20 protein-coding genes are annotated in these 22814 nt (G+C 54.8%); 16 read left to right on the top strand and 4 right to left on the bottom strand.

The features are described 5' to 3' along the window. The first annotated feature begins 1089 nt into the window (after positions 1-1089). Positions 1090-2049: an ABC transporter substrate-binding protein gene (locus EKM97_RS07395; RefSeq protein ID WP_125571757.1), complete on the top strand. Its 960-nt coding sequence runs from the start codon at positions 1090-1092 to the stop codon at positions 2047-2049. An 89-nt stretch (positions 2050-2138) separates the two neighbouring features. Here EKM97_RS07395 and EKM97_RS07390 read toward each other — a convergent pair whose 3' ends face one another. Further along, a complete protein-coding gene (locus tag EKM97_RS07390) occupies positions 2139-2453 on the bottom strand; it encodes a SemiSWEET family transporter (RefSeq protein ID WP_125571756.1) in 315 nt (104 codons plus the stop codon). 306 nt (positions 2454-2759) lie between these two features. On the opposite strand from EKM97_RS07390, the gene EKM97_RS07385 reads away from it, so the two are divergent. From EKM97_RS07385 to EKM97_RS07345, 9 genes are all read left to right on the top strand, one after another. Beyond that, the gene (locus tag EKM97_RS07385; RefSeq protein WP_125571755.1) at positions 2760-4076 is read left to right on the top strand and encodes a dihydrolipoyl dehydrogenase family protein; all 1317 of its coding nucleotides are present in this window, start codon (positions 2760-2762) and stop codon (positions 4074-4076) included. A gap of 146 nt (positions 4077-4222) precedes the next feature. Then, a complete protein-coding gene (locus EKM97_RS07380) occupies positions 4223-4618 on the top strand; it encodes an iron-sulfur cluster biosynthesis family protein (protein ID WP_125571754.1) in 396 nt (131 codons plus the stop codon). A 594-nt stretch (positions 4619-5212) separates the two neighbouring features. Next, the gene (locus EKM97_RS07375) at positions 5213-6145 is read left to right on the top strand and encodes an ABC transporter ATP-binding protein (protein WP_125571753.1); all 933 of its coding nucleotides are present in this window, start codon (positions 5213-5215) and stop codon (positions 6143-6145) included. Continuing rightward, on the top strand, positions 6145-7668 hold the full coding sequence (locus tag EKM97_RS07370) for an ABC transporter permease/substrate-binding protein (protein ID WP_125571752.1): 1524 nt from the start codon (positions 6145-6147) through the stop codon (positions 7666-7668). The genes EKM97_RS07375 and EKM97_RS07370 overlap by 1 nt, the downstream gene beginning before the upstream one ends. Positions 7669-7788: 120 nt before the next feature. Next, entirely contained in the window at positions 7789-8226 is a 438-nt protein-coding gene (locus tag EKM97_RS07365; RefSeq protein ID WP_125571751.1) for a MerR family transcriptional regulator, read from the top strand. Then, on the top strand, positions 8219-8623 hold the full coding sequence (locus EKM97_RS07360; protein WP_125571750.1) for a cupin domain-containing protein: 405 nt from the start codon (positions 8219-8221) through the stop codon (positions 8621-8623). The genes EKM97_RS07365 and EKM97_RS07360 overlap by 8 nt, the downstream gene beginning before the upstream one ends. After that, positions 8623-8946 (top strand): carboxymuconolactone decarboxylase family protein, encoded by a 324-nt coding sequence (locus tag EKM97_RS07355; RefSeq protein WP_225419243.1) that lies wholly within the window; start codon positions 8623-8625, stop codon positions 8944-8946. The genes EKM97_RS07360 and EKM97_RS07355 overlap by 1 nt, the downstream gene beginning before the upstream one ends. 1 nt (position 8947) lies before the next feature. Then, a complete protein-coding gene (locus EKM97_RS07350; RefSeq protein ID WP_125571748.1) occupies positions 8948-9814 on the top strand; it encodes an aldo/keto reductase in 867 nt (288 codons plus the stop codon). 160 nt (positions 9815-9974) lie between these two features. Then, on the top strand, positions 9975-12509 hold the full coding sequence (locus EKM97_RS07345) for a M1 family metallopeptidase (RefSeq protein ID WP_125571747.1): 2535 nt from the start codon (positions 9975-9977) through the stop codon (positions 12507-12509). A 72-nt stretch (positions 12510-12581) separates the two neighbouring features. Here the strand turns inward: EKM97_RS07345 and EKM97_RS07340 are convergent, their stop codons facing one another. Next, the gene (locus tag EKM97_RS07340; RefSeq protein WP_125571746.1) at positions 12582-13442 is read right to left on the bottom strand and encodes a DegV family protein; all 861 of its coding nucleotides are present in this window, start codon (positions 13440-13442) and stop codon (positions 12582-12584) included. A 219-nt stretch (positions 13443-13661) separates the two neighbouring features. On the opposite strand from EKM97_RS07340, the gene EKM97_RS07335 reads away from it, so the two are divergent. Continuing rightward, positions 13662-14831, top strand: coding sequence for an MFS transporter (locus EKM97_RS07335; protein WP_225419242.1), 1170 nt, complete (start codon positions 13662-13664; stop codon positions 14829-14831). An 80-nt stretch (positions 14832-14911) separates the two neighbouring features. Here EKM97_RS07335 and EKM97_RS07330 read toward each other — a convergent pair whose 3' ends face one another. Further along, on the bottom strand, positions 14912-16249 hold the full coding sequence (locus EKM97_RS07330; protein ID WP_125571760.1) for an MFS transporter: 1338 nt from the start codon (positions 16247-16249) through the stop codon (positions 14912-14914). Positions 16250-16516: 267 nt separating this feature from the next. Between EKM97_RS07330 and EKM97_RS07325 the strand changes: the two genes are divergently transcribed. The 5 genes from EKM97_RS07325 (at position 16517) to EKM97_RS07305 (ending at position 20601) form a co-directional block, all read left to right on the top strand. After that, on the top strand, positions 16517-16963 hold the full coding sequence (locus tag EKM97_RS07325) for a CopY/TcrY family copper transport repressor (RefSeq protein WP_125571745.1): 447 nt from the start codon (positions 16517-16519) through the stop codon (positions 16961-16963). Beyond that, positions 16957-17331 carry a cupredoxin domain-containing protein gene (locus EKM97_RS07320; protein ID WP_125571744.1) on the top strand — a complete coding sequence of 125 codons (375 nt, stop codon included), beginning with the start codon at positions 16957-16959 and terminating at the stop codon, positions 17329-17331. Before EKM97_RS07325 ends, EKM97_RS07320 begins: the two co-directional genes overlap by 7 nt. After that, on the top strand, positions 17289-17621 hold the full coding sequence (locus EKM97_RS07315; protein ID WP_125571743.1) for a cupredoxin domain-containing protein: 333 nt from the start codon (positions 17289-17291) through the stop codon (positions 17619-17621). The genes EKM97_RS07320 and EKM97_RS07315 overlap by 43 nt, the downstream gene beginning before the upstream one ends. Next, a complete protein-coding gene (locus EKM97_RS07310; protein ID WP_125571742.1) occupies positions 17621-19561 on the top strand; it encodes a copper-translocating P-type ATPase in 1941 nt (646 codons plus the stop codon). The genes EKM97_RS07315 and EKM97_RS07310 overlap by 1 nt, the downstream gene beginning before the upstream one ends. Positions 19562-19740: 179 nt before the next feature. Continuing rightward, the gene (locus EKM97_RS07305) at positions 19741-20601 is read left to right on the top strand and encodes a patatin-like phospholipase family protein (RefSeq protein WP_125571741.1); all 861 of its coding nucleotides are present in this window, start codon (positions 19741-19743) and stop codon (positions 20599-20601) included. Between the two features lie 942 nt (positions 20602-21543). Here EKM97_RS07305 and asnA read toward each other — a convergent pair. After that, positions 21544-22551 (bottom strand): aspartate--ammonia ligase, encoded by a 1008-nt coding sequence (gene asnA / locus EKM97_RS07300; protein ID WP_125571740.1) that lies wholly within the window; start codon positions 22549-22551, stop codon positions 21544-21546. Between the last annotated feature and the right edge of the window lie 263 nt (positions 22552-22814).

Below are 22814 nucleotides of genomic sequence, written 5' to 3'. Positions count from 1 at the left end.
CCCCAGTAGAATACCGGGAGCAGGCCACGGTTGCTTAACTTAAATTTTTAAGTGTCTAACTTTTCTATTGCACTTCAGCACCGGTACGGGGCCGCTTTGACTCCGCGTTGGCAGTTGGCGCCGGCGGGGACCGCTACAGCCTCCTCCGGAGTCTTTCGCTGGCAGATTTGCCGAAGTTCACGTCAAATCTGCGCTCCCGAAATCAGTGTGTGTAGCCGCTGCGCGTCTCCAAACACTGATTTTTTCGCCGGCCCCAACTGCCAACGCTCCGTCAAAACGGTCCCGTACCTCCGTGGGTTGTACCGAACGTTGGTGATGTCAGATTCGATATTAACTGGCCTCCTTGCCCCGGCACGCACTCGGATGATTTTTCGTAGTATGTTTGTCATGACCAGTGCGTATTGGTTTACTTTGTACTGTGAAATTGATTGGGAACCAGATCACTCGATCCTGCAAATTCTGGTGAACACTAGTTGCAGAAACCAATGAAGTTGTTCATCTATGTAGGGACTGCTGGGGTTTGGCGGAGGAATTGGGGGTGGCGTGGCGAAAGGAAAATGAACAGTGCATGCCTGGTGGTTTTCCAGGTGTGCACCGTGCATTTTCCCAGGAGTGCAGCGGTCCCCGCCACGCCACCCCCAATTGCGGAGCCAGTCGATCTTGGCGCCTTAGCGCCTAGTGAGACGGACACCGTAGGGCCAAACCGCAGCAGTCCCGGCCTGCGGCCTTGAATGATTAACCCAAAATGAACAGAATATTAATTTTGTGCTTGACGTTTCTCATCTAGAGCTGTATCGTTGTGCACATACTAAGAACAGGGGTGCTGAAGATGAACATGACCAATCATATCGAGACAACACAACTGAACAATTATTATGACGGCTATTACGGATAGCAAGCTCGCACATGGATGTGAGCTTGCGCTCGCATCCATGTGGCCGTCGCATTAACGTGCAATTTGCCGCCACATGGGGAATACTCCCGCATGTGGCTTTTTCTTTCCGGAAAGAAGATGGCCAGCCATCTGTGGGGATATTTCCCGCAGCTGGCTGGCCATTTAATTTTGTTTAGTTCAATTTCGGAGGAAAAATGATGAAGAAGACATTGGGAATTATCGCCGCTACTTTGATGACTGTTGGCTTGCTTGCCGCTTGTGGCAAAAGCAGCAGCGCCGCCAGCAACAAACAGACTGTGAAGATTGGGATTCTGCAGCAGGTCGATCAGGCCGCGCTGGATGACACCAAGAAGGGCATCACCGAAGAGCTGAAAGCCAAGGGCTACGGCAACGCCAAGATTAAGGTGCTCAACGGGCAGGGCGAGCAGAGCAATCTCAACCAGATGGGTCAGCAGCTCAGCAACATGGGCAACACCGTCAACATTGGGATTGGCTCCGCCGCCGCGCAGGCCTTGCAGAAGGCTGGCAACAAGACGCCGATGCTGTTCTCCGCAATCACCGATCCGGTTGCTGCGGGCCTGATTACCAAGGCGAACCTCAAGCACCCCAACAACAACGCGTCCGGCGTCACGGTGTTGGTTAGCGTCAAAATGCAACTGGAACTCCTGCACAAAATGTTCCCGAAGGCCAAGAAGATCGGCATGATGTACGACGCTGGTGAGCCGAATGCGCAGGCTATTGTTAAACGGGCGCGCAAGGCGATGAAGCAGCTCGGCATGACGCCGGTTGAAAAGACCGTCGCTAGTGCCGCCGACGTCGAAGCTACGGCGCGTGCGCTTGCCAAGCAGTGCGATGTGATGTTCATTCCGAACGACCATATCGCCGCTGTGGGCATGACCACTATCGGGAAGGTTTCGACCGAAACCAAGACCCCGGTGGTGAACACCGACCCGACGATGATTAAGTTTGCCGGCGTGGCAACCAAGGGGGCTAATTTTGAAGACATCGGCCGCCAGACCGCGGACATGGCCATTAAGATCATCAAGGGCAAGAAGGTCAGCGCGCTGCCAGTTGAAAGTCCTAAGAAGATTCAGCTGGTCATGAACAAGAAGCGGATGCAGTTCTTTGGCATCGACGCGAGCGTGCTCAAGTAAACGCGTTTCTTCTATATTAAATGTTTGGCAACCAATTGGCGTGTTGCCCCGCCGCGCAGATGCTGCGTGGACGCGGGCGGCGCGCCTTTTTAGTGGATGTAAACTGTAATTACCGTGACGAGGCCGAAGACAATTCCGGGCAGGTTCGAGATAATGACCGGCCAGTCCTTGTAGGTTTTGTTCCAGCCGTAAGCGACCCAGAGCGTTGCGTTGACCGCGGCCACGAGGGGTTGGAGGGGTGAAACGGGATTGCCAGAGAAGTTCGCAATGATTTGGGGGATGTACGAAATGTACATCGAAATACACATAATCGTTGCCACCTTACTGAGAATCTTCAGTCGTTTGACCTTTTGGGGATCTACTGCATCTTTACCTTCTGGATATTTACCTGTGTCAATACGCATACCAATTTCCTCCTGTGCTTGTGATTGGTGACCACACTAGCACAGACGAAAGCACCGTGCAAATGATGATAACGTTCGCAAAGGTAAATGAAATGGCCCTGCTGACCATGTGCTTGCGGGTGTTAACGTTTACGCAAAAAAGTTAAAAAGATAACTAGACCAGTGATGGTTTTGCAATTAATAGGGACGTTTTGACGATGCAGATGATGCGGGCGAGTTGGCGGCCAATTCCCGCATTTTGCCTATTGTATTCGGTTTCAGTGCCGTGGTAACGTTAGGGCATGAACGAAGAAGGGAAGGATTGAAATGACACATTACGATACGATTGTGATTGGTGCCGGCCCAGGTGCGATGAGTGTGGGCCCAGTACTTGCCGCCAAGCAAAAGGTGCTGATGGTGGAGCGCGACAAGTGGGGTGGTACTTGTCCCAACCGCGGCTGTGACCCGAAGAAGGTGCTGTACAACGTGACGGCCACCTACTTGCAAGCGCAGCGTTTTGCCGGTGTTGGGATGCCGGCCGTTGGTCCACTGGACTGGGCGGCCCTGCGCCAGTTCGAGTCTGAATACACGCAGAACGTGTCGGCCAACATGCGCGCCGGCATGGCCAGCAGCATGGACGTCGTGGATGGCAGCGCTAGCTTCAAGGACGCCCACACGCTTGACGTCGACGGCACCGAGTACAGCGCCGACAACATTGTGATTGCCACGGGTGCAGCGCCAACGCCGCTGCCGGTTGTTGGCGGCAACTTGCTGCTCAGCAGTGATGATTTTCTTTCCTTAGAGGAGATGCCGAGTTCGCTGGCCTTCATCGGTGCAGGGTACATCACCGCTGAACTTGCCAGCATTGCGAGTGCCGCTGGTGCCAAGGTGCACGTCATTCAGGTGAATGACCGCTTCCTGGCGGGGATGCCTAAGGCCGACAGCCAGGCGCTAGAAGCTGCACTCACGGCGCGCGGCGTCCAGTTCCACTGGAACACGAGCGTTGACGCGGTTGAAGAAGAAGATGGCCGTCTGCGCTTGCACACCAGTAATGGCGAACTGCTCGTTGGCAGCGCCATTGCCGCCATCGGCCGCACACCAGCTATCGCCGACCTCAACTTGGCGCGGGCAGGCGTGCAGGCAGACAAGCACGGCGTCATTGTCGATGCGCACATGCAGACGAGTGTGCCGAACATTTTTGCTCTGGGTGACGTCGTGTCTTCTCGTCGGCCAAAATTAACGCCGGTTGCCAGCTTCGAGGGTGCCTACGTGGCCAAATTCATTCTGGGCGAGACTGCGCCAATTGAGTACCCAGTTATTCCAACGGTCGCGTACTCCTTCCCGCAGCTCGCACAAGTTGGTATCAACGCGGACGACGCGGATCCAGAAAAGTACACGGTCAAGCGCCAGCAGGTGGGCAACTGGTTCAACTACTGGCACATGAAGGACCCAGACGCCATGGTGACGACCGTTTTGGACAAGCAGACCGGCGAATTGTGCGGGGCCTCGATTTTTGCGGCGGAAACCGAAGAGTTAATCAACGCGTTCACGCAGCTGATTAACCAGAAGGCAACATTGGCGCAGGTTAACGGCATGATTAGCGCCTACCCAACTTACTCGAGTGATTTGCCTTACTATCTTTAATAGAATTGTTCGCGGTGGACTGCCCAGAAAATAACGGACAATTGTGCCGTATTGGTTGGAAATATTTTGCAAAATTCCTTTGCACACGAACGTACGTGTGCCATAATGGTGACCTAAGGTAAGTAAATTATCCCAGGAGGCGCACAATGACAAAAATCAACGTCAGCCCAGCGTTTGTTCAATTAATGAGGGACAAACACCTGGACCAGAAAACATTACTATTAATTGCGGATGACGGCGGTGGCCGCTACTCTTTGCAGTGCGGTGCGTGCACAATCGGCTCGAACTTCACGCTGATTGAACTAGATGCGCCCGATCCGGACTATGATGTGGTTCTGGAAAACGATGCCGGCTTGCACCTGTACAGTTCCGAGTACGACATGTACTTTCTGGAAGATGGTTTGACAATTGACTACCGCGACTACCAGATTCGCCTGAAGGATAACGCGCACTGGTTCGACGACGGGGTGCGAATTGCCAAGGGTACGGATGTGCTTGAGGCATTCAAAAAAGGCATCATGATTGCAGGGGCAACCTGCTAATAACGGACGAGGGGGCCCGGCGAAGAGTCGGGCCTTTTTGTACAGAGCGGAGCCGAGCGTTTAAGAGTTGAGGATTAACGTGCTTGCCAATAAGGGCGGTCTTTGCCCTTGTTGGCAAGCGGGTTAACCGGAGCCACTTGCACCCATCGCTTTAGCGATGTTGGTGCAATGGACACCGGAGGAACTCTTGCTCGGTGTAGCTCGACTAAGAACAGAGCGGAGCGACCCGGGTAGAAGTTGAGCATTTGCGGGCTTAAGGTAAAGGGGCGGTCTTGGCCCCTTTTGCTTAAGCATGCAAAGCGCAGACTTCTGGGTCGCGCAGCTCGACTAAAGAACAGAGCGGAGCGACCCGGGTAGAAGTTGAGTATTTGCGGACTTTGGCATAAGGTCGGGTTATGTCCTTATGCCAAAGTATGTAAAGCGCAGACTTCTGGGGCACGCAGCTCGACTAGAAAACAGAGCGGAGCCGAGCGTTTAGGAGTTGAGGATTAACGTGCTTAGCAATTAGGGCGGTTTTGGCCCTTGTTGCTAAGCGGGTTAACCGGAAACTCTTGCTCGGTGCAGCTCGACTAAGCACCACAAATGAGGAAGACAATGATTGAATTTACGAACGTGACGAAAACATACGCGGGTAGCGATGCGCTGCAGGCGGTGAATATGAAGGTGGAGAGCGGCGAGTTGTTTGTGCTCGTGGGCCCATCTGGTAGTGGGAAAACGACGCTACTGAAGATGGTCAACTGCCTCAACACGCCGTCGACCGGAACGGTGGCCATTGACGGCGTGGACGTCAGTAGCGTGAACGTTCGTAAGCTGCGCCAAGAAATCGGCTACGTGCTGCAAGCGGGGGCGCTGTTCCCGAACATGACTGTGGGCGAGAATGCTGCCGTGCAATTGCTCGCGCAGGGCTGGCCGGAAGCAAAACGCCGTGAGCGGGTGCGCAGTTTGCTCAAACAGGTTGGCCTTGATCCGGACATCTTCATGGACCGCATGCCCTCAGAGTTATCCGGTGGGGAAGCCCAGCGAGTGGGGATTGTGCGCGCACTGGCCGTTAGCCCCAAAATGGTGCTGATGGATGAGCCGTTTAGTGCACTCGACCCATTGTCGCGCCGGCAGCTGCAGGACCTGGTTTTGCGGCTGCACAAGGAACTGGACACCACGATTATTTTCGTGACCCATGACATGAGCGAGGCGCTCCGCCTCGCTGACCGTTTAGCGGTGATTCACGAAGGAGTCTTGTTGCAGGTGGGGACGCCAACCGAAATTTTGGCGGAACCCGCAAATGACTTCGTGGCGTCCTTCTTTGACGATGATGCCAAGCAGCGCCACTTCCTGACGCAGGTCGTGGCCGCTGGATTCGGGCGTCCAGTTCAGGGCGGCGAGACGGTATTGCCAGCTTCAGCCACGATTTACGATTGGGCCGCGTTGCTACGGGACCAGCCAGATGCCGTTGTGGCCAGTGGCAAAACGGCACTGGCACCAGCTGACCTGATTGCCTTCATGGCTACGCTGAATGGGGGTGTGCGCTAATGAATTCATTGCTGAATTACATTCAACATAACGGCAGTGACATTCTCAGTGCCCTCTGGCAGCACATTGCGATTTCGCTAGTTGCCACCATTATCACCATTCTAATCGCCATTCCGCTGGCGATTGCGCTGATTAACCACCGCAAGGCCGGGGAGGCTGTGTTGCAGGTCGCCAGCGTGATTCAGACGATTCCCAGTCTTGCCATCTTGGGACTGTTGATTCCGATTGTCGGTATTGGCACGGTGCCCGCGATTATCGCGCTGGTGCTGTACGCCATCATGCCGGTGTTCTCCAATGCGTACGCAGGCCTGACGAACATCGACCCGCTTCTCGATGAGGCGGCGGATGCGTTTGGTCTGTCGCGGCGGTTTAAGTTGCTTAAGGTGCAGTTGCCGCTGGCCATGCCGATGATTCTGACCGGCTTGCGGATCGCGGTTGTCATGATTATCGGGACCGCCACGCTGGCGGCACTGATTGGTGGTGGCGGCCTGGGGACCTACATTTTGTTAGGGATTCAGACGAACAACAACAACGCGCTCATTGTCGGGGCGGTGCTCGCAGCCGTGCTGGCGCTGATTACCAGCGCGCTGGTCAAGGTGCTGTCGACTGTTTCACCACGCCGGTTGCTCACCGGTGCCGCGGTGGTGTTGTTGCTGGGCGGCGGCATTTACGGCTACAATGCTTGGCAGTCCAGTCGCCAGGAGACGGTGACGGTTGCCGGTAAGATGGGTGGCGAGCCGGAGCTGCTCATTAATATGTACAAAGACTTGATTGAGCAGGATAACCCGAACGTGCACGTGCAGGTTAAAGCCAACTTCGGGGGGACGAGTTTCCTATTTAAGGGTTTGCGTAGCGGCAAAATTGACATCTACCCCGAATTCACTGGCACAGTACTGCAATCGCTGGTGAGAAATGGCGGTACGGTGCCGCACAATCCGCAAACGGCGTACACACACGCGCAGAAGCTGCTTAGTCAGCAGTACCAGCTCAGCTACCTGCCACCAATGGCTTACCAGAACGGCTACGCGCTGACGGTGCGGGCGGACACGGCGCGTAAGTACAAGCTGAAGACTTTGTCTGATTTGAAGCGGGTACCGCAACTGAAGGCCGCGTTTGATCCCGACTTTTATCAGCAGGCGGACGGCTATCCGGGCTTGCAAAAGGCGTACGGGCTGAACTTTAGTTCCGTACGTACCATGGAGCCGGCGCTACGCTATGAGGCGCTGGCTAAGGGCCATGTGGACGTCACGGATGCTTACACAACCGATCCGCAGATTCGGGAGTATAAGCTGGTGGTTCTGCGTGATGATGCCAATTTCTTCCCGCCATACCAGGGCGCACCGCTCATGCGGAACGACTTCGCCAAGAAGCACCCCGGCATTGTGCGTAGCTTGAAGCGCCTGCGCGGCAAGGTCACGACTAAGCAGATGCAGGAACTGAACTACGAGGTGACGGTCAAGCACGAGAAGGCCAGCACCGTGGCGCACCGCTTCTTGGTGCAGCAAGGATTGATTAAGAAGTAACGCCAAAACACTGGCCAAAATGGTCAGTGTTTTTTTGCGCATTTTGTTGCAAAAAGCCCTTGCCTTACAGTGCACTCGAAGGCATACACTGAGTGCATCAAGTGCGAGGAGGTTGAACGAATGGCAGAAAAACAGTACCGAATTGGCGAGTTCGCGGCCAAAGTGGGACTCAGTACCTACACATTGCGTTACTACGAGCAGGAAGGCCTGCTCTTGCCGCAACGCGATGACAACGGGCAGCGCTATTACACGGAAGCGGATGTGCGCTGGTTGATTTTCATTTTGCACCTGAAGGGCACCGGCATGAGCATGGCGCAACTCAAGACATACGTGCGTTTGCGTGCACAAGGGGACGCCACCATTCCGGAACGCCTCGCACTTTTGCGTGACGTTCGCAGCGAGGCGCAGGCCCAAATCCGCGCGCTTCAGAACAACTTGGCCGTGCTGAGCCACAAGGTGGACTGGTATCAGGGCAAGGTCGACAGCACCATCGCCGCGGATGAAAGCTTTGAAGAATATTTACACCGACTTGAATTGGAGGACAAGAATAATGACTGAACAAACATCGAAATTGTACGAACGCGGTCCCGCAAACACGGCTTACGCCCAATATTTCACGGGCAATAGTTACTTACGCGGGCTGGTAGCTGACCCAGCGGTGAACGTGGGGGTCGGTGAAGTGACTTTTGAACCGGGTTGCCGGAATAACTGGCACATTCACCACGATGGCTACCAGATTCTGATTGTGACTGGCGGCGAAGGCTGGTACCAAGAGGAAGGTCAACCTGCACGCAAGTTAACGCTCGGCGATGTGGTGGTCACCCATGATGGCGTTAAGCACTGGCATGGTGCCACAAAGGACAGTGCCTTTAGTCACATCGCGATTACCGCAGGGACACCAGAATGGTTGGAACCTGTGAGTGATCAGCAGTACGCAGCAGTGGAGGCAAAATAATGAAGAAACAGACAGCAGGACGTGATCAGTTGGGCGATTTGGCACCGCAGTTTGCGGCACTGAACGACGATGTGTTGTTCGGACAAGTGTGGGCGAAAGAGGACGAATTATCGTTGCGTGACCGCAGCATGATTACCGTTAGTGCACTGATGGCGCAGGGCTTGTTCCCGCAGCTCAAGGCGCACATGGGAATTGCCAAGACCAACGGCGTCACTAAGCAGGAAATGGTGGCGCTGGTGACCCACCTGGCATTCTACGCGGGCTGGCCAAAGGCATGGAGTGCTTTTGCACTAGTTAAAGAGATTTACGGAGAGGAAGACTAAGATGACGATTCACGACGAAACTTACACTTTGCAAAATGGCGTCAAGATTCCCGAGTTGGGGCTGGGCACCTGGCTGATTGATGACGACGCGGTTGAAGATGTCGTTGCCCAGGCGATTGCCGATGGCTACCGGCACATTGACACTGCGCAGGCGTACGGCAACGAAGCCGGTGTTGGCCGCGGCGTCCGCAAGAGCGGCGTTGACCGCGCGGACCTATTTGTGACCACGAAGCTGGCTGCTGAGCACAAAGACTATGCGGAAGCCGCGGCGGCCATTGATGAGTCGCTGCAGAAGATGGGCCTTGATTACATCGATATGATGATCATTCACAGTCCTGAACCGTGGGCGAACTTCCGTGATGGGGACCACTATTTTGCCGGCAACCTAGCCGCTTGGCGGGCGCTTGAAGATGCTTACACCGCCGGCAAGTTGCGCGCAATTGGGGTGTCTAACTTCGAGCAGGTTGATTTGCAGAACATCCTAGATAACGGCCACGTTCAACCGCAGGTCAACCAGGTGCTCGCGCACATTGGCAACATGCCGAATGAACTGATTGCGTTCAACCAAGCGCACGGGATTCTGACCGAAGCTTACTCACCAGTAGCCCACGGCGCAATGCTCGGCAACGCGCAGATGCGCACACTCGCTGACAAGTACGGCGTCTCCGTGGCGCAACTGGCGATTAAGTTCTGCCTGCAGAAGGGCTTGTTGCCACTGCCGAAGTCGGGTAATCCGGAACACATGCGGGATAACGCGCAGCTGGATTTTGCGATTAACGCTGCGGACATGACCACACTGAGTGCAATTAAGTTCGCGGATTACGGGAAGGACAAAGCCTTCCCTGTATATAGCGGGAAGAAAGATTAATCGCAGCGCGCAGGAAGATGACCCAATTGGGTCATCTTCTTTTTTATTTCCCGGGAAATTTTCAAGAGGCGGACACCCACCGCATTTTGCACGCTGCGCGTATCCAATCTGGCGGTCAAGACGTATAATGAAACTATCATAATAATTTGGAGGGTAAAGGATGACTGAACTAACACATTTCTATAATTTATTCCAGCCGGAGCATTACGATGTTTTCATCGACATCAACCGGGCCAGCAAGCAGATCAAGGGGACGGTGCAGGTCAGCGGCCTCGCCAAGACTACCGAAATCGCCGTGCACCAGAAGTACATGCAGATTGCCTCCGTCCAAGCTGATGGTAAGGATGTGGCCTACGCGGTTGATAACGCCGCCGAAGCAATCCGCATCACCTTGCCAGCTACAGGTAAGACGACGCTGAACATTGCTTACAGCGCACCACTGACCGACAGCATGATGGGCATTTACCCTTCCTATTACGAAGTTGATGGTCAAAAGAAGCAGATTATCGGGACGCAATTTGAAACGACTGCCGCCCGTCAGGCCTTCCCATGTGTGGACGAACCTGAAGCCAAGGCTACTTTTGACTTGGCACTCAAGTTCGATGAGCACGAAGGCGAAACCGTGCTCGCCAACATGCCAGAAACGCGCGTTGAAAATGGCGTCCACTACTTCGACACGACCGTGCGCATGTCCACTTACCTGGTTGCCTTCGCCTTTGGTGAACTCCAGGGCAAGGAGACCACGACCAAGAGTGGCGTGAAGATTGGTGTCTTTGGCACCAAGGCGCACAAGGCCAACGAGTTGGACTTCGCTTTGGATATTGCCAAGCGCTCCATTGAATTCTACGAAGACTTCTACCAGACACCATACCCACTGCCACATTCTTGGCAGCTCGCTCTGCCTGACTTTTCTGCCGGGGCCATGGAGAACTGGGGACTGGTTACCTACCGTGAAGCCTACCTGCTGCTCGATCCTGACAACACCGCTTTGGAAATGAAGCAGCGCGTGGCTACCGTCATTGCCCACGAACTGGCTCACCAGTGGTTTGGGGACCTGGTCACCATGAAGTGGTGGGACAACCTCTGGCTCAACGAAAGTTTTGCCAACATGATGGAATACGTCGCTATCGACGCCATCGAACCCGACATGAACATTTGGGAAGTCTTCCAGACTTCCGAAGCACCAGCTGCCCTGCAGCGTGACGCCACCGATGGTGTGCAGTCCGTACACGTGCAGGTCGAGAACCCAGCCGAAATCGACTCGATTTTTGACAGTGCCATTGTCTACGCCAAGGGTGCCCGCATGCTCGTCATGGCTCGCGCCTTGGTTGGGACCGACGCGCTGCGTGCTGGGCTCAAGAATTACTTTGCCGCCCACAAGTACGGTAACGCCACTGGGGATGACCTCTGGGAAGCACTTGGCGATGCATCCGGCATTGACGTCGGTGCCATTATGAACTCTTGGCTTGAACAGCCGGGTTACCCAGTTGTGACCGCAGCGGTTAAAGACGGCAAGCTCACGCTCAGTCAGAAGCAGTTCTTCATCGGCGATGGTGTCGACAAGGACCATCAGTGGCAGATTCCGCTGGCCGGCAACTACGCGCAGACCCCGCAGATTATGAAGGACAAGACCGTCGTGCTTGGCGATTACGCCCAGTTGCGTAGCGAGAACGGCAAGCCATTCCGCCTGAACGTTGGTAACAACTCGCACTTCATCGTCCGCTACGACCAGCAGCTGCTCGACGACATTTTGGCGCACACGGATGAGCTGAACCACATCGATCAGTTGCAGTTGCTGCAGGACCTGCGCTTGCTCGCTGAAGGGCGCCAGATTTCTTACGCAAGCATCGTGCCACTGCTGAAGAAGTTTGCCGACAGCAAGGCCGCCGTTGTGAATGACGCGCTCTACGTGATTATTGGTAAGCTCAAAAAGTTCACAACGCCGGACACTGAATCCGAGAAGAACTTGCAGCAGCTCGCTAACCAGTTGAGTGCAGCTAATGTTGCCCGCCTCGGCTGGCAGCCACAAGCCGGTGAATCTGGTGATGACCAGCTCACCCGGCCATACGTGCTGAGTGCCGCCCTGTACGCTAAGAACACGGATGCCGAAGCGCAGGCTCACCAGCTCTTTACGCAAAATGCTGACAAATTAGGCAGCTTGCCTGCAGACGTGCGTGTTTTCGTGCTGAAGAACGAAGTGGTTAACTACGGTAGCGCCGAACTCTTTAACAAGCTGCTCGCTGAATCTAAGCAGACGGCCGACGCCAGCTTCAAGGCTGACATCGCCGCTGCGCTGACCGGCACCAAGGATCCGGCACTCATTGCTGAACTCATCAAGAAGTTTGAAGATGCCGACACGATCAAACCGCAGGACCTGCGTGCTTGGTTCCGTGGTGTTCTCGCCAACAGTGCAGGGGAACAGGCGGCTTGGGACTGGATCCGCAATGACTGGCAGTGGCTTGAAGACACAGTTGGTGGCGACATGGAATTCACCACCTACATCACCGTTGTCGCCAGCGTCTTCCGGACAGCCGACCGTTTGGCAGAGTTCAAGGCTTTCTTCGAACCAAAGGTGAACGTACCTGGTCTGGGTCGTGAAATCACGATGGACACCAAGGTCATCACCAGCCGGGTTGAACTGGTTGAAGCTGAACAGGCTGCGGTGAACGCGGCAGTTGCTGAAGAAGTGAAGTAAAACAAGCCACACAAAAAGAGCAACACCCTCTAGGAAAATTCTAGAGTGGTGTTGCTCTTTTTGCGTGGCTGGTTAGTCTGCGACCTGTACCGTAATCCCCACCAAACCGGGCCCAGTGTGGACGCCCAGTGCGGGTGAAACGTCACCGGTGTAGTTCACCGGCCGGCCGGTGGCGGCTTCCAGCTGGGTGCAGGTGCGCTGCAAGAGTTCGGGATTATGTCCGTGGGCAACAGCGATGCTGACTTGCTGCGCGCCGGCCGCAACCTGGGCGGCTTCGGCAATCATTTTGCCCACGGCCTTGGCTTCGGAGCGCGCCTTGGTGACGGTGTAGTAGACGCCGTCGTCGGCGCAGGAGATGACCGGCTTGATCTTGAGGACGCTCCCGACCAAACCGGCGACCCGGCCGATGCGGCCACCGGCCTGCAGGTATTCCAGCGTGGGGATGTAGAAGAAGACGCGACTGCGGTTGATGGACGCTTCGACCTTGCTGATGAGCTCGGCAAAAGTTACGCCGGATGCAATCAGGTCCAGCGCGTACGTTGCCTGGAGGCCACTGCCAATTCCGACACTACGGCTGTCGAGCACTTCAACTGTGCCGGCCGGGAATTCAGCGGCGGCCAGCTTGAAGGATTGCTGCGTTGAAGACAGGGCACCGGCAATGGTGATGCCCAGGATATGCGTGTAACCCTCGTCAAACAGTTCTTGCATTTTGCTTTGCGCGGCAAAAGGTGCGGGACTGGCTGTGCTGGGCAGCTGCGCACTGGTTTCGAGGCGCGTGTAGAATTCATCCGGCGTAATATCCACGCTGTCTTGATAATTCTCACTGCCGAAGGTGACGGTTAGCGGCACCACCTTAATGTTGGCGTGCTGCTGGAGCACGGTTTGGGGAACGTCAGAACCGGAATCCACGATAATCGCAATTTTGTCTGTCATGGCGCTGTTTCTCCTTTTTGATCAAATGATTGCCACTATTATATGGTTTTCAATACTAGGTGTACACGTTTCGATTGTAACGCGTATCCGCGTTGACCTGCAGGCGTGAATCCGCTACGCAACTGCCCAGTGTCGCGGCGCGTAGTCGCATGTGCAACTAATGCCAAAATAAGGTGTGGTATAGTTGTAGCAAGCGAATTTTCTGAAAGAGGCCTAATTGTGAACTCATCTAAATCATTATTCACCCGTGATACGGTGCTCATCTTGCTCGGCGCGTTCTGCTACATGTCCGCGTCCATGCTCATGAACCCATTGATTGTGGGCTTTACTACCAGTGTTGGCGCCAGCGCGCTACTCGCCGGTGTGATTGCAGCGGCAATGAACTTCGTGTCCCTTATTTTCCGTCCGTTCGCTGGTCGACTGACCGATCAGGTCTCGAAGTACCGGCTGGCGTTCATCGGCGGCGCACTGCTCCTGACGGCCGCGGTGGGTTACGCGCTAGCCGTGGCGCCGTGGATGGTGGCCATCTTCCGCGTGCTCAACGGTCTCGGTTTCGCGCTGTGCTCCATCTGTATGGCGACCTGGTTGTCCGGACTGCTGCCGCGTAACCGCGTCGGCACGGGGATGGGCTACTACGGCATGATGAACGCACTGGGAATGGCCGTGGCGCCGGCACTGGGGATTTTTGTTTACAAACAGTTCGGCTACCGGCTGGCCTTTCTCTGTGCTGCCGTTTTCAGCGCGGCGCTCATGATTCTGATTCAGTTCACGATTGATCGCGGCAAGCCGCTGGCCGAGGTTGCCAAGGCACCGGCCGGCAAGTTGCGGATTGTGCAACCTAAAGTCGTCCCGGTTGCCCTGATTATCATGATCTTGTCGATTCCGTATTTTGCCACGCAGTCCTACATCGTGGAGTACGTGGCCAGTCGGCACCTGCACGTGGCAACGGGAAGTTTCTTCATCATCTATGCCGTGATTTTGCTTGCATTGCGTTTGGTACTGAAGGACTACTTTGACCGCGTGCCCTTCAAACTCTTCCTGTTTGCGGGGATTGCCTGCAACCTGGTGGGGATGTTCGGTCTCTACGCGCTGTACAACAACTGGATGCTGTTTATCGCCGCGTTTGGTTTGGCTGGCGGTTACGGTTTGATGTACTCGGTTTGCCAGGCCACTGCACTGCTCGTTGCGCCGATGAATGAGCAGGGATTGGCGAACGGGACCTTCTATATCGGCATGGATTCGGGGATGGTGCTCGGGCCAATCATCGGTGGGGTGCTGTTTGATATGCTGCCGCACACGATGTTCTACCCAGTGCTGATGCTGACGTTGCCGTTTGCCTTGCTGGTTTACCTGATTTACCGCAAGGAAATGAACGTGAGTGCCCGTTAATTCCGGTTCAAGAAAAGCAAAAAGACGTGCTAACCTGGCAAAATACTGCCGCGCTAGCACGTCTTTTTGTTGCGATTCACTTATTTATCCGCTGGTGTTATGCCCTTAAGATTGACCAGTTTGTGGAACAAGATGAAGACCACAATCCCGAGCAAGGTCAGGAACAGGAAGACAATGCCACTACCCGTTGCAATATTCTGCGCGTGGGTTGCACCTGGTGTGTGCACACTGTTCATCATGAGGGTGATGACTGTCGTCCCAATGGCACCGGAAACCTGTTGGCCAGTGTTGTAGAGGGCGTTGGCATCATTTTGTAATTCCTTATCGATGAGTTTAAGACCGTACGCCACGGTATTGCTGAACATCATGGAGCGGCCAATTGCAAAGATTAAGTAGGCGATGGTGACGCCGGTGACGCCGACACGACTGCCGACTGCTGCGAGTGCGGCGAGCATGATCGTAAACATAATATCGCCGAGGTACAGCGGCAGCTTCGCGCCAAAATGATCGAGCAACCAGCCGTAGAATGGTTGGCCGAAGCCGTTGAACAGACTACCGGGTAGTAGCACGAGGCCGCCGAGTAGCGAACTGGCCGCGAACACATCTTGGACGTAGTTAGGTAGCAAGACGTTCATCCCGATATTGGCAAACTGCACAATAATGTAGGGCAGGAAACTGTAAAGGAAGGCTGGACTTTTGAAAACGTTCAGTGAGAAAAGCTCTTTCGTCGCGGTTTTACTGAGTTTGTAGAAGAGTGCGAAGCCGGCAATGCAGACCAGCAGCAACACGATGAATTCAATGTTGTTGGCCGAACCGAGTGCGTTAATCCCCACAATTAGACTAATCAGCGCAATCGCGAGTAGGGCAAAGCGCGTCCAGTCGAAAGCGTAGCGCCGCGTTGGCGTGTACTGTTTAATCTGCTTTTGGCCGAGTAGTAGCAAGATGACGGCCAGTGGTAATGTCATCCAGAAAATCATTCGCCAACTGGCAAAAGCGACGACCGCACCCCCAAAAGTCGGACCCATAGCAGGGGCAATTAAGATGATGAGGTTTGCGATGCCGAGGTAAGTGCCAAGCTTACTGCGCGGCACGACGTCCAGAATGATGTTCACCATGAGCGGCGTGCACAGACCGACACAGCCAGCCTGGATGAGGCGGCCAAGGAGTAGCACCCAGAATGCGGGTGCGAGGGCACAAATCAGATCACCGACAATGAACATCAAGGCTGAGGCGATGAACAGTTGCCGGTTCGTGAATCGTCTTTTCATGTACGCGGACGTTAACATGACGAGTGCGGCTGTTAGTAAGTAACCTGATGTTACCCACTGCACGGTGCTAAGTGAGATATTGAATTGCTTCATCAGCGCCGGAAAGGTGACGTTCATTGACGTTTCCGTGAGAATGCCCATGAAGGACATGAGGGCAACGACCGCGACAACGACGAGTGGATTGGTCGCTTGCGGCTTTGCTTGGTTCTCCTGCTGATTTGTGTGTTGATTCACGCTATAACCCCTTTATATTTAAAATAGCGGTGCCACAAGGATGGCACCACTACTTATCATGGTAAGTATGTGCGATTCGACTGTCAATTGTTTAATTTTGCATCCACCGTTGACAGGTGTAAACGTTAGGCTTATTCTATTGAAGTGGGTTACAAACGTAAACGTAAATAAGGAGACATTACCATGGCTGATGTAGCAAAAGAAATGACCACCGCGGAGTGGGAAGTTATGCGGGTGATTTGGACGATGGGCGACATGCACAGCGGCGACATCATCAAGCTGATGCAAGAAAAACGGGATTGGACAGAATCCACGATTAAGACGCTCTTGCGGCGCTTGGTCGAAAAACAGGCCCTGACGACAGAAAAAGATGGGCGCAAGTTCGTCTACCACCCCGCAGTGTCCGAGCAGGCCGCCATGGCGGATTCCGGTACGGATCTCTTCAAGCATTTTTGTAACATGAAGAAGGGTCAGGTACTGCTCCACTTAATAGAAGAAACCGAACTGAGTGCGGGCGACATTAAGCAATTGCAGGCCGCGCTGGCTGAGAAGGCCAAAGATGCGCCCGAGATGGTGGCCTGCAACTGCTTGCCTGAAGATTGCGACATGAAAGCTGGTGCCACATGCTAGTGAAAATGGTGGTGCTCCTCGCCGGCCTGGCGCTCATCGCCGTTATAAGCTGGTGGTTTTTCGGTAAGCATGTGGTCGCGACGGCTAATGCGACGGCGACTGCTGCCGGTCAGAGTGTGGATATCGAGGTCAAGGGCGGTTACTCTCCCGAACGCGTCGTGCTGAAACAGGGCGTACCGGCGACGCTGAACTTTACCCGCCAAGATGCGTCCACTTGCTTAGACCACGTGGTGTTCGCGGATTTGGGGATTAACCAAGAATTGCCGCAGGGACAGACTGAGCAGATTCAGATTGATACCAGTAAGCCGGGTGAGTACGACTGGGCATGCGGCATGGACATGTTCCACGGCAAGTTGATCGTGGAATAGCTTTTAAGGAGACGAAGAATATGAATACAAAACAAATTGTTGATGTGACCGTTGCGGGCGGATACAGCCCCGCCGTCGTCCATTTGCAGCAGGGGCAGCCCGCTGCACTGCGCTTCACGCGCACCAGTGATCAGGGGTGCTTGGATCAGGTACACTCCGCCGACCTGCATTTTGCCAGCGACTTACCGCTGAATGTGGCGCAGACTTTTGACGTGCCAACTGACAAAGCTGGCGAGTTTAACTACAGCTGTGGCATGGACATGTTCAGCGGCACCGTGGTGGTTGACTGATGAGCGTCACCAAGCGGTTCTGGATTGCGTTGGTGCTGTCACTACCAATGCTCGCCAACATGCTTTTCATGCCGCTGGGCTTCATGCCGCTGGGCTTCATGCTGCCGGGCGGTGAATGGACGCAATTCGCGCTTACTTCCATTATCATGGTGGTGGCCGCGGGTCCCTTCGTCACCAGCGCCTGGGCGTCTTTCCAGAAACACCACGCCAACATGGACACCTTGGTGGCTATTGGGACGGCGACGGCTTATGTTTACAGCATTTACGCCATGATTACGCGCCAACCCGTATATTTTGAAAGTGCCGCGTTCGTTGTGACCTTCGTGCTCTTAGGGCAGGTGTTTGAGGAACGGATGCGCACTAGTGCGTCCAGTGCCGTGGAGAAACTGGTTAACCTGCAGGCGAAGGAGGCCACCGTGCTCCGCGATGGGCAGTATGTCCGTGTGCCAATCAGTGCCGTTCAAGCGGGCGACCTGGTCAAGGTCAAACCCGGCGAGAAGATTGCTGTCGACGGGGTGATTACTGACGGCAGTTCGACCGTGGATGAGTCTATGGTGACTGGTGAAAGTATGCCGGTAACTAAGAAAAACGGCGACAAAGTCATTGGGGCAACAATTAATAGCAACGGCACCCTGATTTTTCGGGCTGAAAAAGTCGGCGGGGACACCATGCTGGCGCAGATTGTGAAGCTGGTGAAAAAGGCGCAGACGAGCCACGCGCCCATTCAGAAGCTGACGGACAAAGTCGCCAACATCTTCGTGCCCGTGGTGCTGATGCTGGCGATTGCAACTTTTCTGGTCTGGTACGTGTTTCTGGGTACCTCGCTGGCGAGCGCGCTGATTTATGCCGTCGCTGTGGTCGTTATTGCCTGTCCGTGTGCACTGGGTCTAGCCACACCAACAGCGCTCATGGTCGGTACTGGCCGCAGCGCGAAGATGGGGATTTTGATTAAAAATGGTGAGGTGCTTGAAGCGGCCGACGATGTGCACACGATTGTGTTCGACAAGACCGGCACCATCACCGTGGGTAAGCCGGTCGTGACGGACGTTGTCGGTGACCGGCAGCAAGTACTGACGCTCGCCGCGAGTTTGGAAGCTGACTCTGAACATCCGCTGGCCAGTGCGATTACGGCCGCAGCTCAGGCTGCCAAAATTCAGCCGGCCACTGCTTCCGATTTCCGGGCGCTGGAAGGTCGCGGTGTGCAGGCAACGATTGCGGGGCAAACGGCTTTTGCAGGTAACAGTAAGTTGCTCACACCAGGCGCGGCAACGCCAGAGCTGATTGCGCAGGCAGACCGGTTGCAGGCGGAAGCTAAGACGGTGGTTTACGTTGGCAGCAATAATCAGGTAATTGGTCTGATTGCCATTCAGGACGCAGCGAAGCCAACTTCACGCGCGGCGATTGCGGCACTGCACGCCCGCGGCCTGAAGACCGTCATGCTGACGGGTGATAATGAAAAGGTCGCGCGCGCGATTGCTGATCAGGTCGGGATTGACGACGTGATAGCGGATGTCATGCCCGCTGATAAGGCGGCCGCCATCAAGCGCCTGCAGCAGGACGGTAAGGTGGCCTTTGTTGGTGATGGCATCAACGATGCGCCGGCCCTCACGACTGCCGACGTCGGCATTGCGATGGGCTCGGGTACGGATATTGCCATCGAGTCTGGTGGCATCGTGCTGGTGAAAAACGACTTGCGCGATGTGGACCGCGCGCTGGCCATCAGCAAGAAGACCTTCAAGCGCATTAAGCTGAACCTCTTCTGGGCGTTCATCTACAAAGTGTTGGGGATTCCAGTTGCGGCCGGTGTCTTCGCTGCGGCAGGACTCACGCTGAGCCCAGAGCTGGCCGGTCTGGCCATGGCCTTCAGCTCGCTGTCGGTCGTCACCAGTTCGGTGCTACTCGGCAAAACGAAGCTCGCACCCAAGACAGAAATTGCATAGCACGATTATTTGCCGAAAATTCGTCGTTGTTGTCCTCTGGTGGAGATCCGACGGATTTTTGTGTTTCTGAAAGCGTTAAGGCTAAAGCTTTTTCAAAAATAACGTTTGCAATTTTGTAATCACTAGCATCACTGCCGTTATTAACGTAAAATAGCGGGTAACAAAGGGGATGAGCACATATGTATAAAGCGGCATTAGTACTTGAGGGTGGCGCACTGCGCGGGGAGTATACCGCAGGAGTGCTCGACACGTTGCTAGATAACAAAATTTTCTTTAGCACCGTTATCGGTGTTTCCGCGGGTGCACTGTGCGGAACGAATTACATTTCGCAGCAGCGCGGCCGCACCACTAATATTAACGTGAACTACCGCCATGATAAGAATTACATTTCACTGCGGCGGGCATTACGCCGCAAGGATATTATCAATCTGGACTATTTATTTGCGAAGCACGGCAATGGTTGGGAAGATTTCGATGAAGAAACCTACCGCACATCGCGCATGGAATTCATCGTGGTGGCAACCGCGATGGAACATGGCCGCGCGGTTTACTTCCACAATCCGCAGGGCAAGGATCTGGTTGCCAACCTGAAGGCGTCGTCTGCAATGCCATTTATCTCGAAACCTGTACAAACGGGACTCGGTCTGTGTCTGGACGGTGGGATTGCCGATTCCATTCCGTTCGACTTTGCGCGCTTGTCTGGTTACGACAAAGTGGTTGTCATCCGCACCCGCAACCGGGAATACCGGAAAGGTGCAACGTCGCCGGTTCTGGCGCAGGCGTACAGCAGGGCTTTTGGCCAGTACCCTGAATTCGTGCAGGCCGCGATTGCACGTCCGGAGATGTACAACCGCCAGGCCGACAAGCTGGACGAGATGGAAAAGGCCGGCAAGACCTTCGTTCTCGCACCGCAGCAACCCGTTGCTGTTAAGCGATTGGAAGGCGACACCGACAAGCTCGCTGAACTGTACCAGACTGGCCGCACCGAGATGCGCGACCAGCTCGACGCCATGCGCGCTTATCTGGGTGAGGAGTACTAATACTGTCCGTCAGCGTGAGTCATGAAACCTTCATCCGCAAGGATGCTCGGTTCGAAAATAGTGGTTAGACCGAAGGTCGGGACTGGGGCGGCTTGGTTACGTGCCCGCAGGCAGGTGGCGCGGGGTCGCTCTCGCCTGGCAAACCAGGCTACCGCTAAACTTTTTGCCAAAGCCCTTGGCAAAAAGCTTTACCCCGAACATGAACAGCCCATACAATGCGGCTTACGCCGGTTGTATGGGCTGTTCATGTTCTTTGCGCGCCACCTACCTGCGTTCACTCCACCAAGCCGCCCCAGTCCCTAAGTGCTACAACAATAATCCGGTGGTGGACGTTTCAAGGCTACACTAGCGGGAGTACCGTGTACGGAGGCCATGTGACTGAGAAATATTGGCACAGAGAGCGATTCATCTATCTTCTCGAACTGGTACCACAGTTTGTAGCTTGAATTCAGGAACCCTTCATCATCCGGTTTAAGGTTCTCCTGAACCGTTGGACATTAGCTCCAGAGTTGTCAGCACGTTGTTGCTTGGTCTCTGCGATGTTTTTGACTCAGTAACGTGTCGGCCACGGAGGTAGGAGTACGCTTGGGCGTAGCGGGCGGGGGCGGAGTCGGCGAAAACATTAGCATTTGGAGACTCGGCGTGGTTTTTCGCCGAGGCTGCACATGCTAATGTCGGGAGCGCGGAATTGACGCCGATTTTGCGGCAATTCTGCCAGTGAAGGACTCCAACGGAGGCCTGAACGGTCCCCGCCGACGCAGTTCCCGCGGAGCGAAGCCCAAGCGCACTCCTACCGGAGTTGCCGCCCCACCGCCTTGCGGCGGTATGCAAACCGCTTAAAGTAGAGGTCGCACCCTTGCGGGCGCAGACTTACGCTGACGGACAACGACAAGCAAAGAGCCCCCAACCAAAACGGTTGGGGGCTCTTTTTGTTAGTGCAAATTACAGAATGTTAATGCCGGCTGCGGCGCACTGGTCGAGCATGTCCTGGGGCCAAACACTGGCCTGAACTTCGCCGACGTGGGCCCTGCCCAGCAGCAACATGCACAGGCGGGACTGGCCGATACCGCCACCGATGGTGAAGGGCAGTTCTTCGCCCATAATCATCTTGTGGTATGGCAGGCTCAGGCGTTCTTCCTGGTCAGCAGCCTTGAGCTGTTCAGCCATGGCCTTGGCGTCAACGCGGATCCCCATGCTGGAGATTTCCAGCGCCTTCTGGAGTGGTTCGTACCAGAAGAGGATGTCGCCGTTCAGCTTCCAGTCGTCGTAGTCAGCGGCGCGGCCATCATGAATTTTGCCGGACTTCATTTTGCCACCAATCTGCATCAGGAAGACACAGCCGAGTTCCTTGGTGATAGCATCTTCACGCTGCTTGGGCGTGTAGTCTGGCCAGCGGTCTTCGAGTTCTTGCGTGGTGACGAAGTGGATTTCATCTGGCAGGTGGTGCACCGCTTCAGGGTACTTGTACCAAACCTCGTGTTCCATGTGCTTGATAACCTTGAAGATCTGGCGCACGGTGGTCTTGAGGGTTTCCGTGGTCCGTTCTTCCTTGGTGATGACCTTTTCCCAGTCCCACTGGTCAACGTAGATGGAGTGGATGTTGTCCAGCTCTTCGTCCTTACGAATCGCGTTCATGTTGGTGTAGAGGCCTTCGTGAACACCGAACTGGAAGTGGCCGAGGGCCCAGCGCTTCCACTTGGCGAGGGAGTGCACGATTTCAATGGTCTTACCAGGCATTTCCTGCATGGTGAAAGAAACTGGGGTCTCGTAACCGTTCAGGTTATCGTTCAGACCGGTCGACTTTTCCAGCATCATGGGTGCGGACAGGCGGGACAGGTTGAGTTCCTTACCGAATTCATCTTGGAAGGTTTCCCGGATGTAGCGGATGGCTTCCTGGGTCTGCCGAACGGAAAGCTTGGGGTCGTAATGTTCTGGAATCGTAAGCTGCATAATAATATCTCCTCGTAAGAAAGCAAGTGGGTGACGGACAACTGAGGTTTTGGGACCGCGACGCCAGTACACGGCGCGTGCGAGTGAAGCGCGCCGTGAAACTAAAAAAGTCCCAGCAAGCAATGATTGCCTGCTGGGACGAAAATTAGTTTCGCGATACCACCCAAATTGTTTATCTAAAATAAACCACCTCATAGAGTACTAACATACTCCGCCGGTTGTAACGTTCCGGTAACGGCTAAGCCTACTCTGACAGGGTCATT

Source organism: Lacticaseibacillus songhuajiangensis, assembly GCF_003946025.1.
GTDB classification, from domain to species: Bacteria; Bacillota; Bacilli; order Lactobacillales; family Lactobacillaceae; genus Lacticaseibacillus; species Lacticaseibacillus songhuajiangensis.
The sequence above is the reverse complement of the archived record's forward strand: the minus strand, read 5'-3'. Positions and strand labels throughout refer to the sequence as shown.

Coding starts and splice junctions, on each gene's coding strand:
- EKM97_RS07365 (WP_125571751.1), top strand. CDS start 7,789: ATGGCAGAAAAACAGTACCGAATTGGCGAGTTCGCGGCCAAAGTGGGA.
- EKM97_RS07380 (WP_125571754.1), top strand. CDS start 4,223: ATGACAAAAATCAACGTCAGCCCAGCGTTTGTTCAATTAATGAGGGAC.
- EKM97_RS07355 (WP_225419243.1), top strand. CDS start 8,623: ATGAAGAAACAGACAGCAGGACGTGATCAGTTGGGCGATTTGGCACCG.
- EKM97_RS07385 (WP_125571755.1), top strand. CDS start 2,760: ATGACACATTACGATACGATTGTGATTGGTGCCGGCCCAGGTGCGATG.
- EKM97_RS07370 (WP_125571752.1), top strand. CDS start 6,145: ATGAATTCATTGCTGAATTACATTCAACATAACGGCAGTGACATTCTC.
- EKM97_RS07320 (WP_125571744.1), top strand. CDS start 16,957: ATGCTAGTGAAAATGGTGGTGCTCCTCGCCGGCCTGGCGCTCATCGCC.
- EKM97_RS07390 (WP_125571756.1), bottom strand. CDS start 2,453: ATGCGTATTGACACAGGTAAATATCCAGAAGGTAAAGATGCAGTAGAT.
- asnA (WP_125571740.1), bottom strand. CDS start 22,551: ATGCAGCTTACGATTCCAGAACATTACGACCCCAAGCTTTCCGTTCGG.
- EKM97_RS07310 (WP_125571742.1), top strand. CDS start 17,621: ATGAGCGTCACCAAGCGGTTCTGGATTGCGTTGGTGCTGTCACTACCA.
- EKM97_RS07360 (WP_125571750.1), top strand. CDS start 8,219: ATGACTGAACAAACATCGAAATTGTACGAACGCGGTCCCGCAAACACG.
- EKM97_RS07340 (WP_125571746.1), bottom strand. CDS start 13,442: ATGACAGACAAAATTGCGATTATCGTGGATTCCGGTTCTGACGTTCCC.
- EKM97_RS07305 (WP_125571741.1), top strand. CDS start 19,741: ATGTATAAAGCGGCATTAGTACTTGAGGGTGGCGCACTGCGCGGGGAG.
- EKM97_RS07325 (WP_125571745.1), top strand. CDS start 16,517: ATGGCTGATGTAGCAAAAGAAATGACCACCGCGGAGTGGGAAGTTATG.
- EKM97_RS07395 (WP_125571757.1), top strand. CDS start 1,090: ATGATGAAGAAGACATTGGGAATTATCGCCGCTACTTTGATGACTGTT.
- EKM97_RS07330 (WP_125571760.1), bottom strand. CDS start 16,249: ATGTCCTTCATGGGCATTCTCACGGAAACGTCAATGAACGTCACCTTT.
- EKM97_RS07345 (WP_125571747.1), top strand. CDS start 9,975: ATGACTGAACTAACACATTTCTATAATTTATTCCAGCCGGAGCATTAC.
- EKM97_RS07350 (WP_125571748.1), top strand. CDS start 8,948: ATGACGATTCACGACGAAACTTACACTTTGCAAAATGGCGTCAAGATT.
- EKM97_RS07375 (WP_125571753.1), top strand. CDS start 5,213: ATGATTGAATTTACGAACGTGACGAAAACATACGCGGGTAGCGATGCG.
- EKM97_RS07315 (WP_125571743.1), top strand. CDS start 17,289: ATGCGGCATGGACATGTTCCACGGCAAGTTGATCGTGGAATAGCTTTT.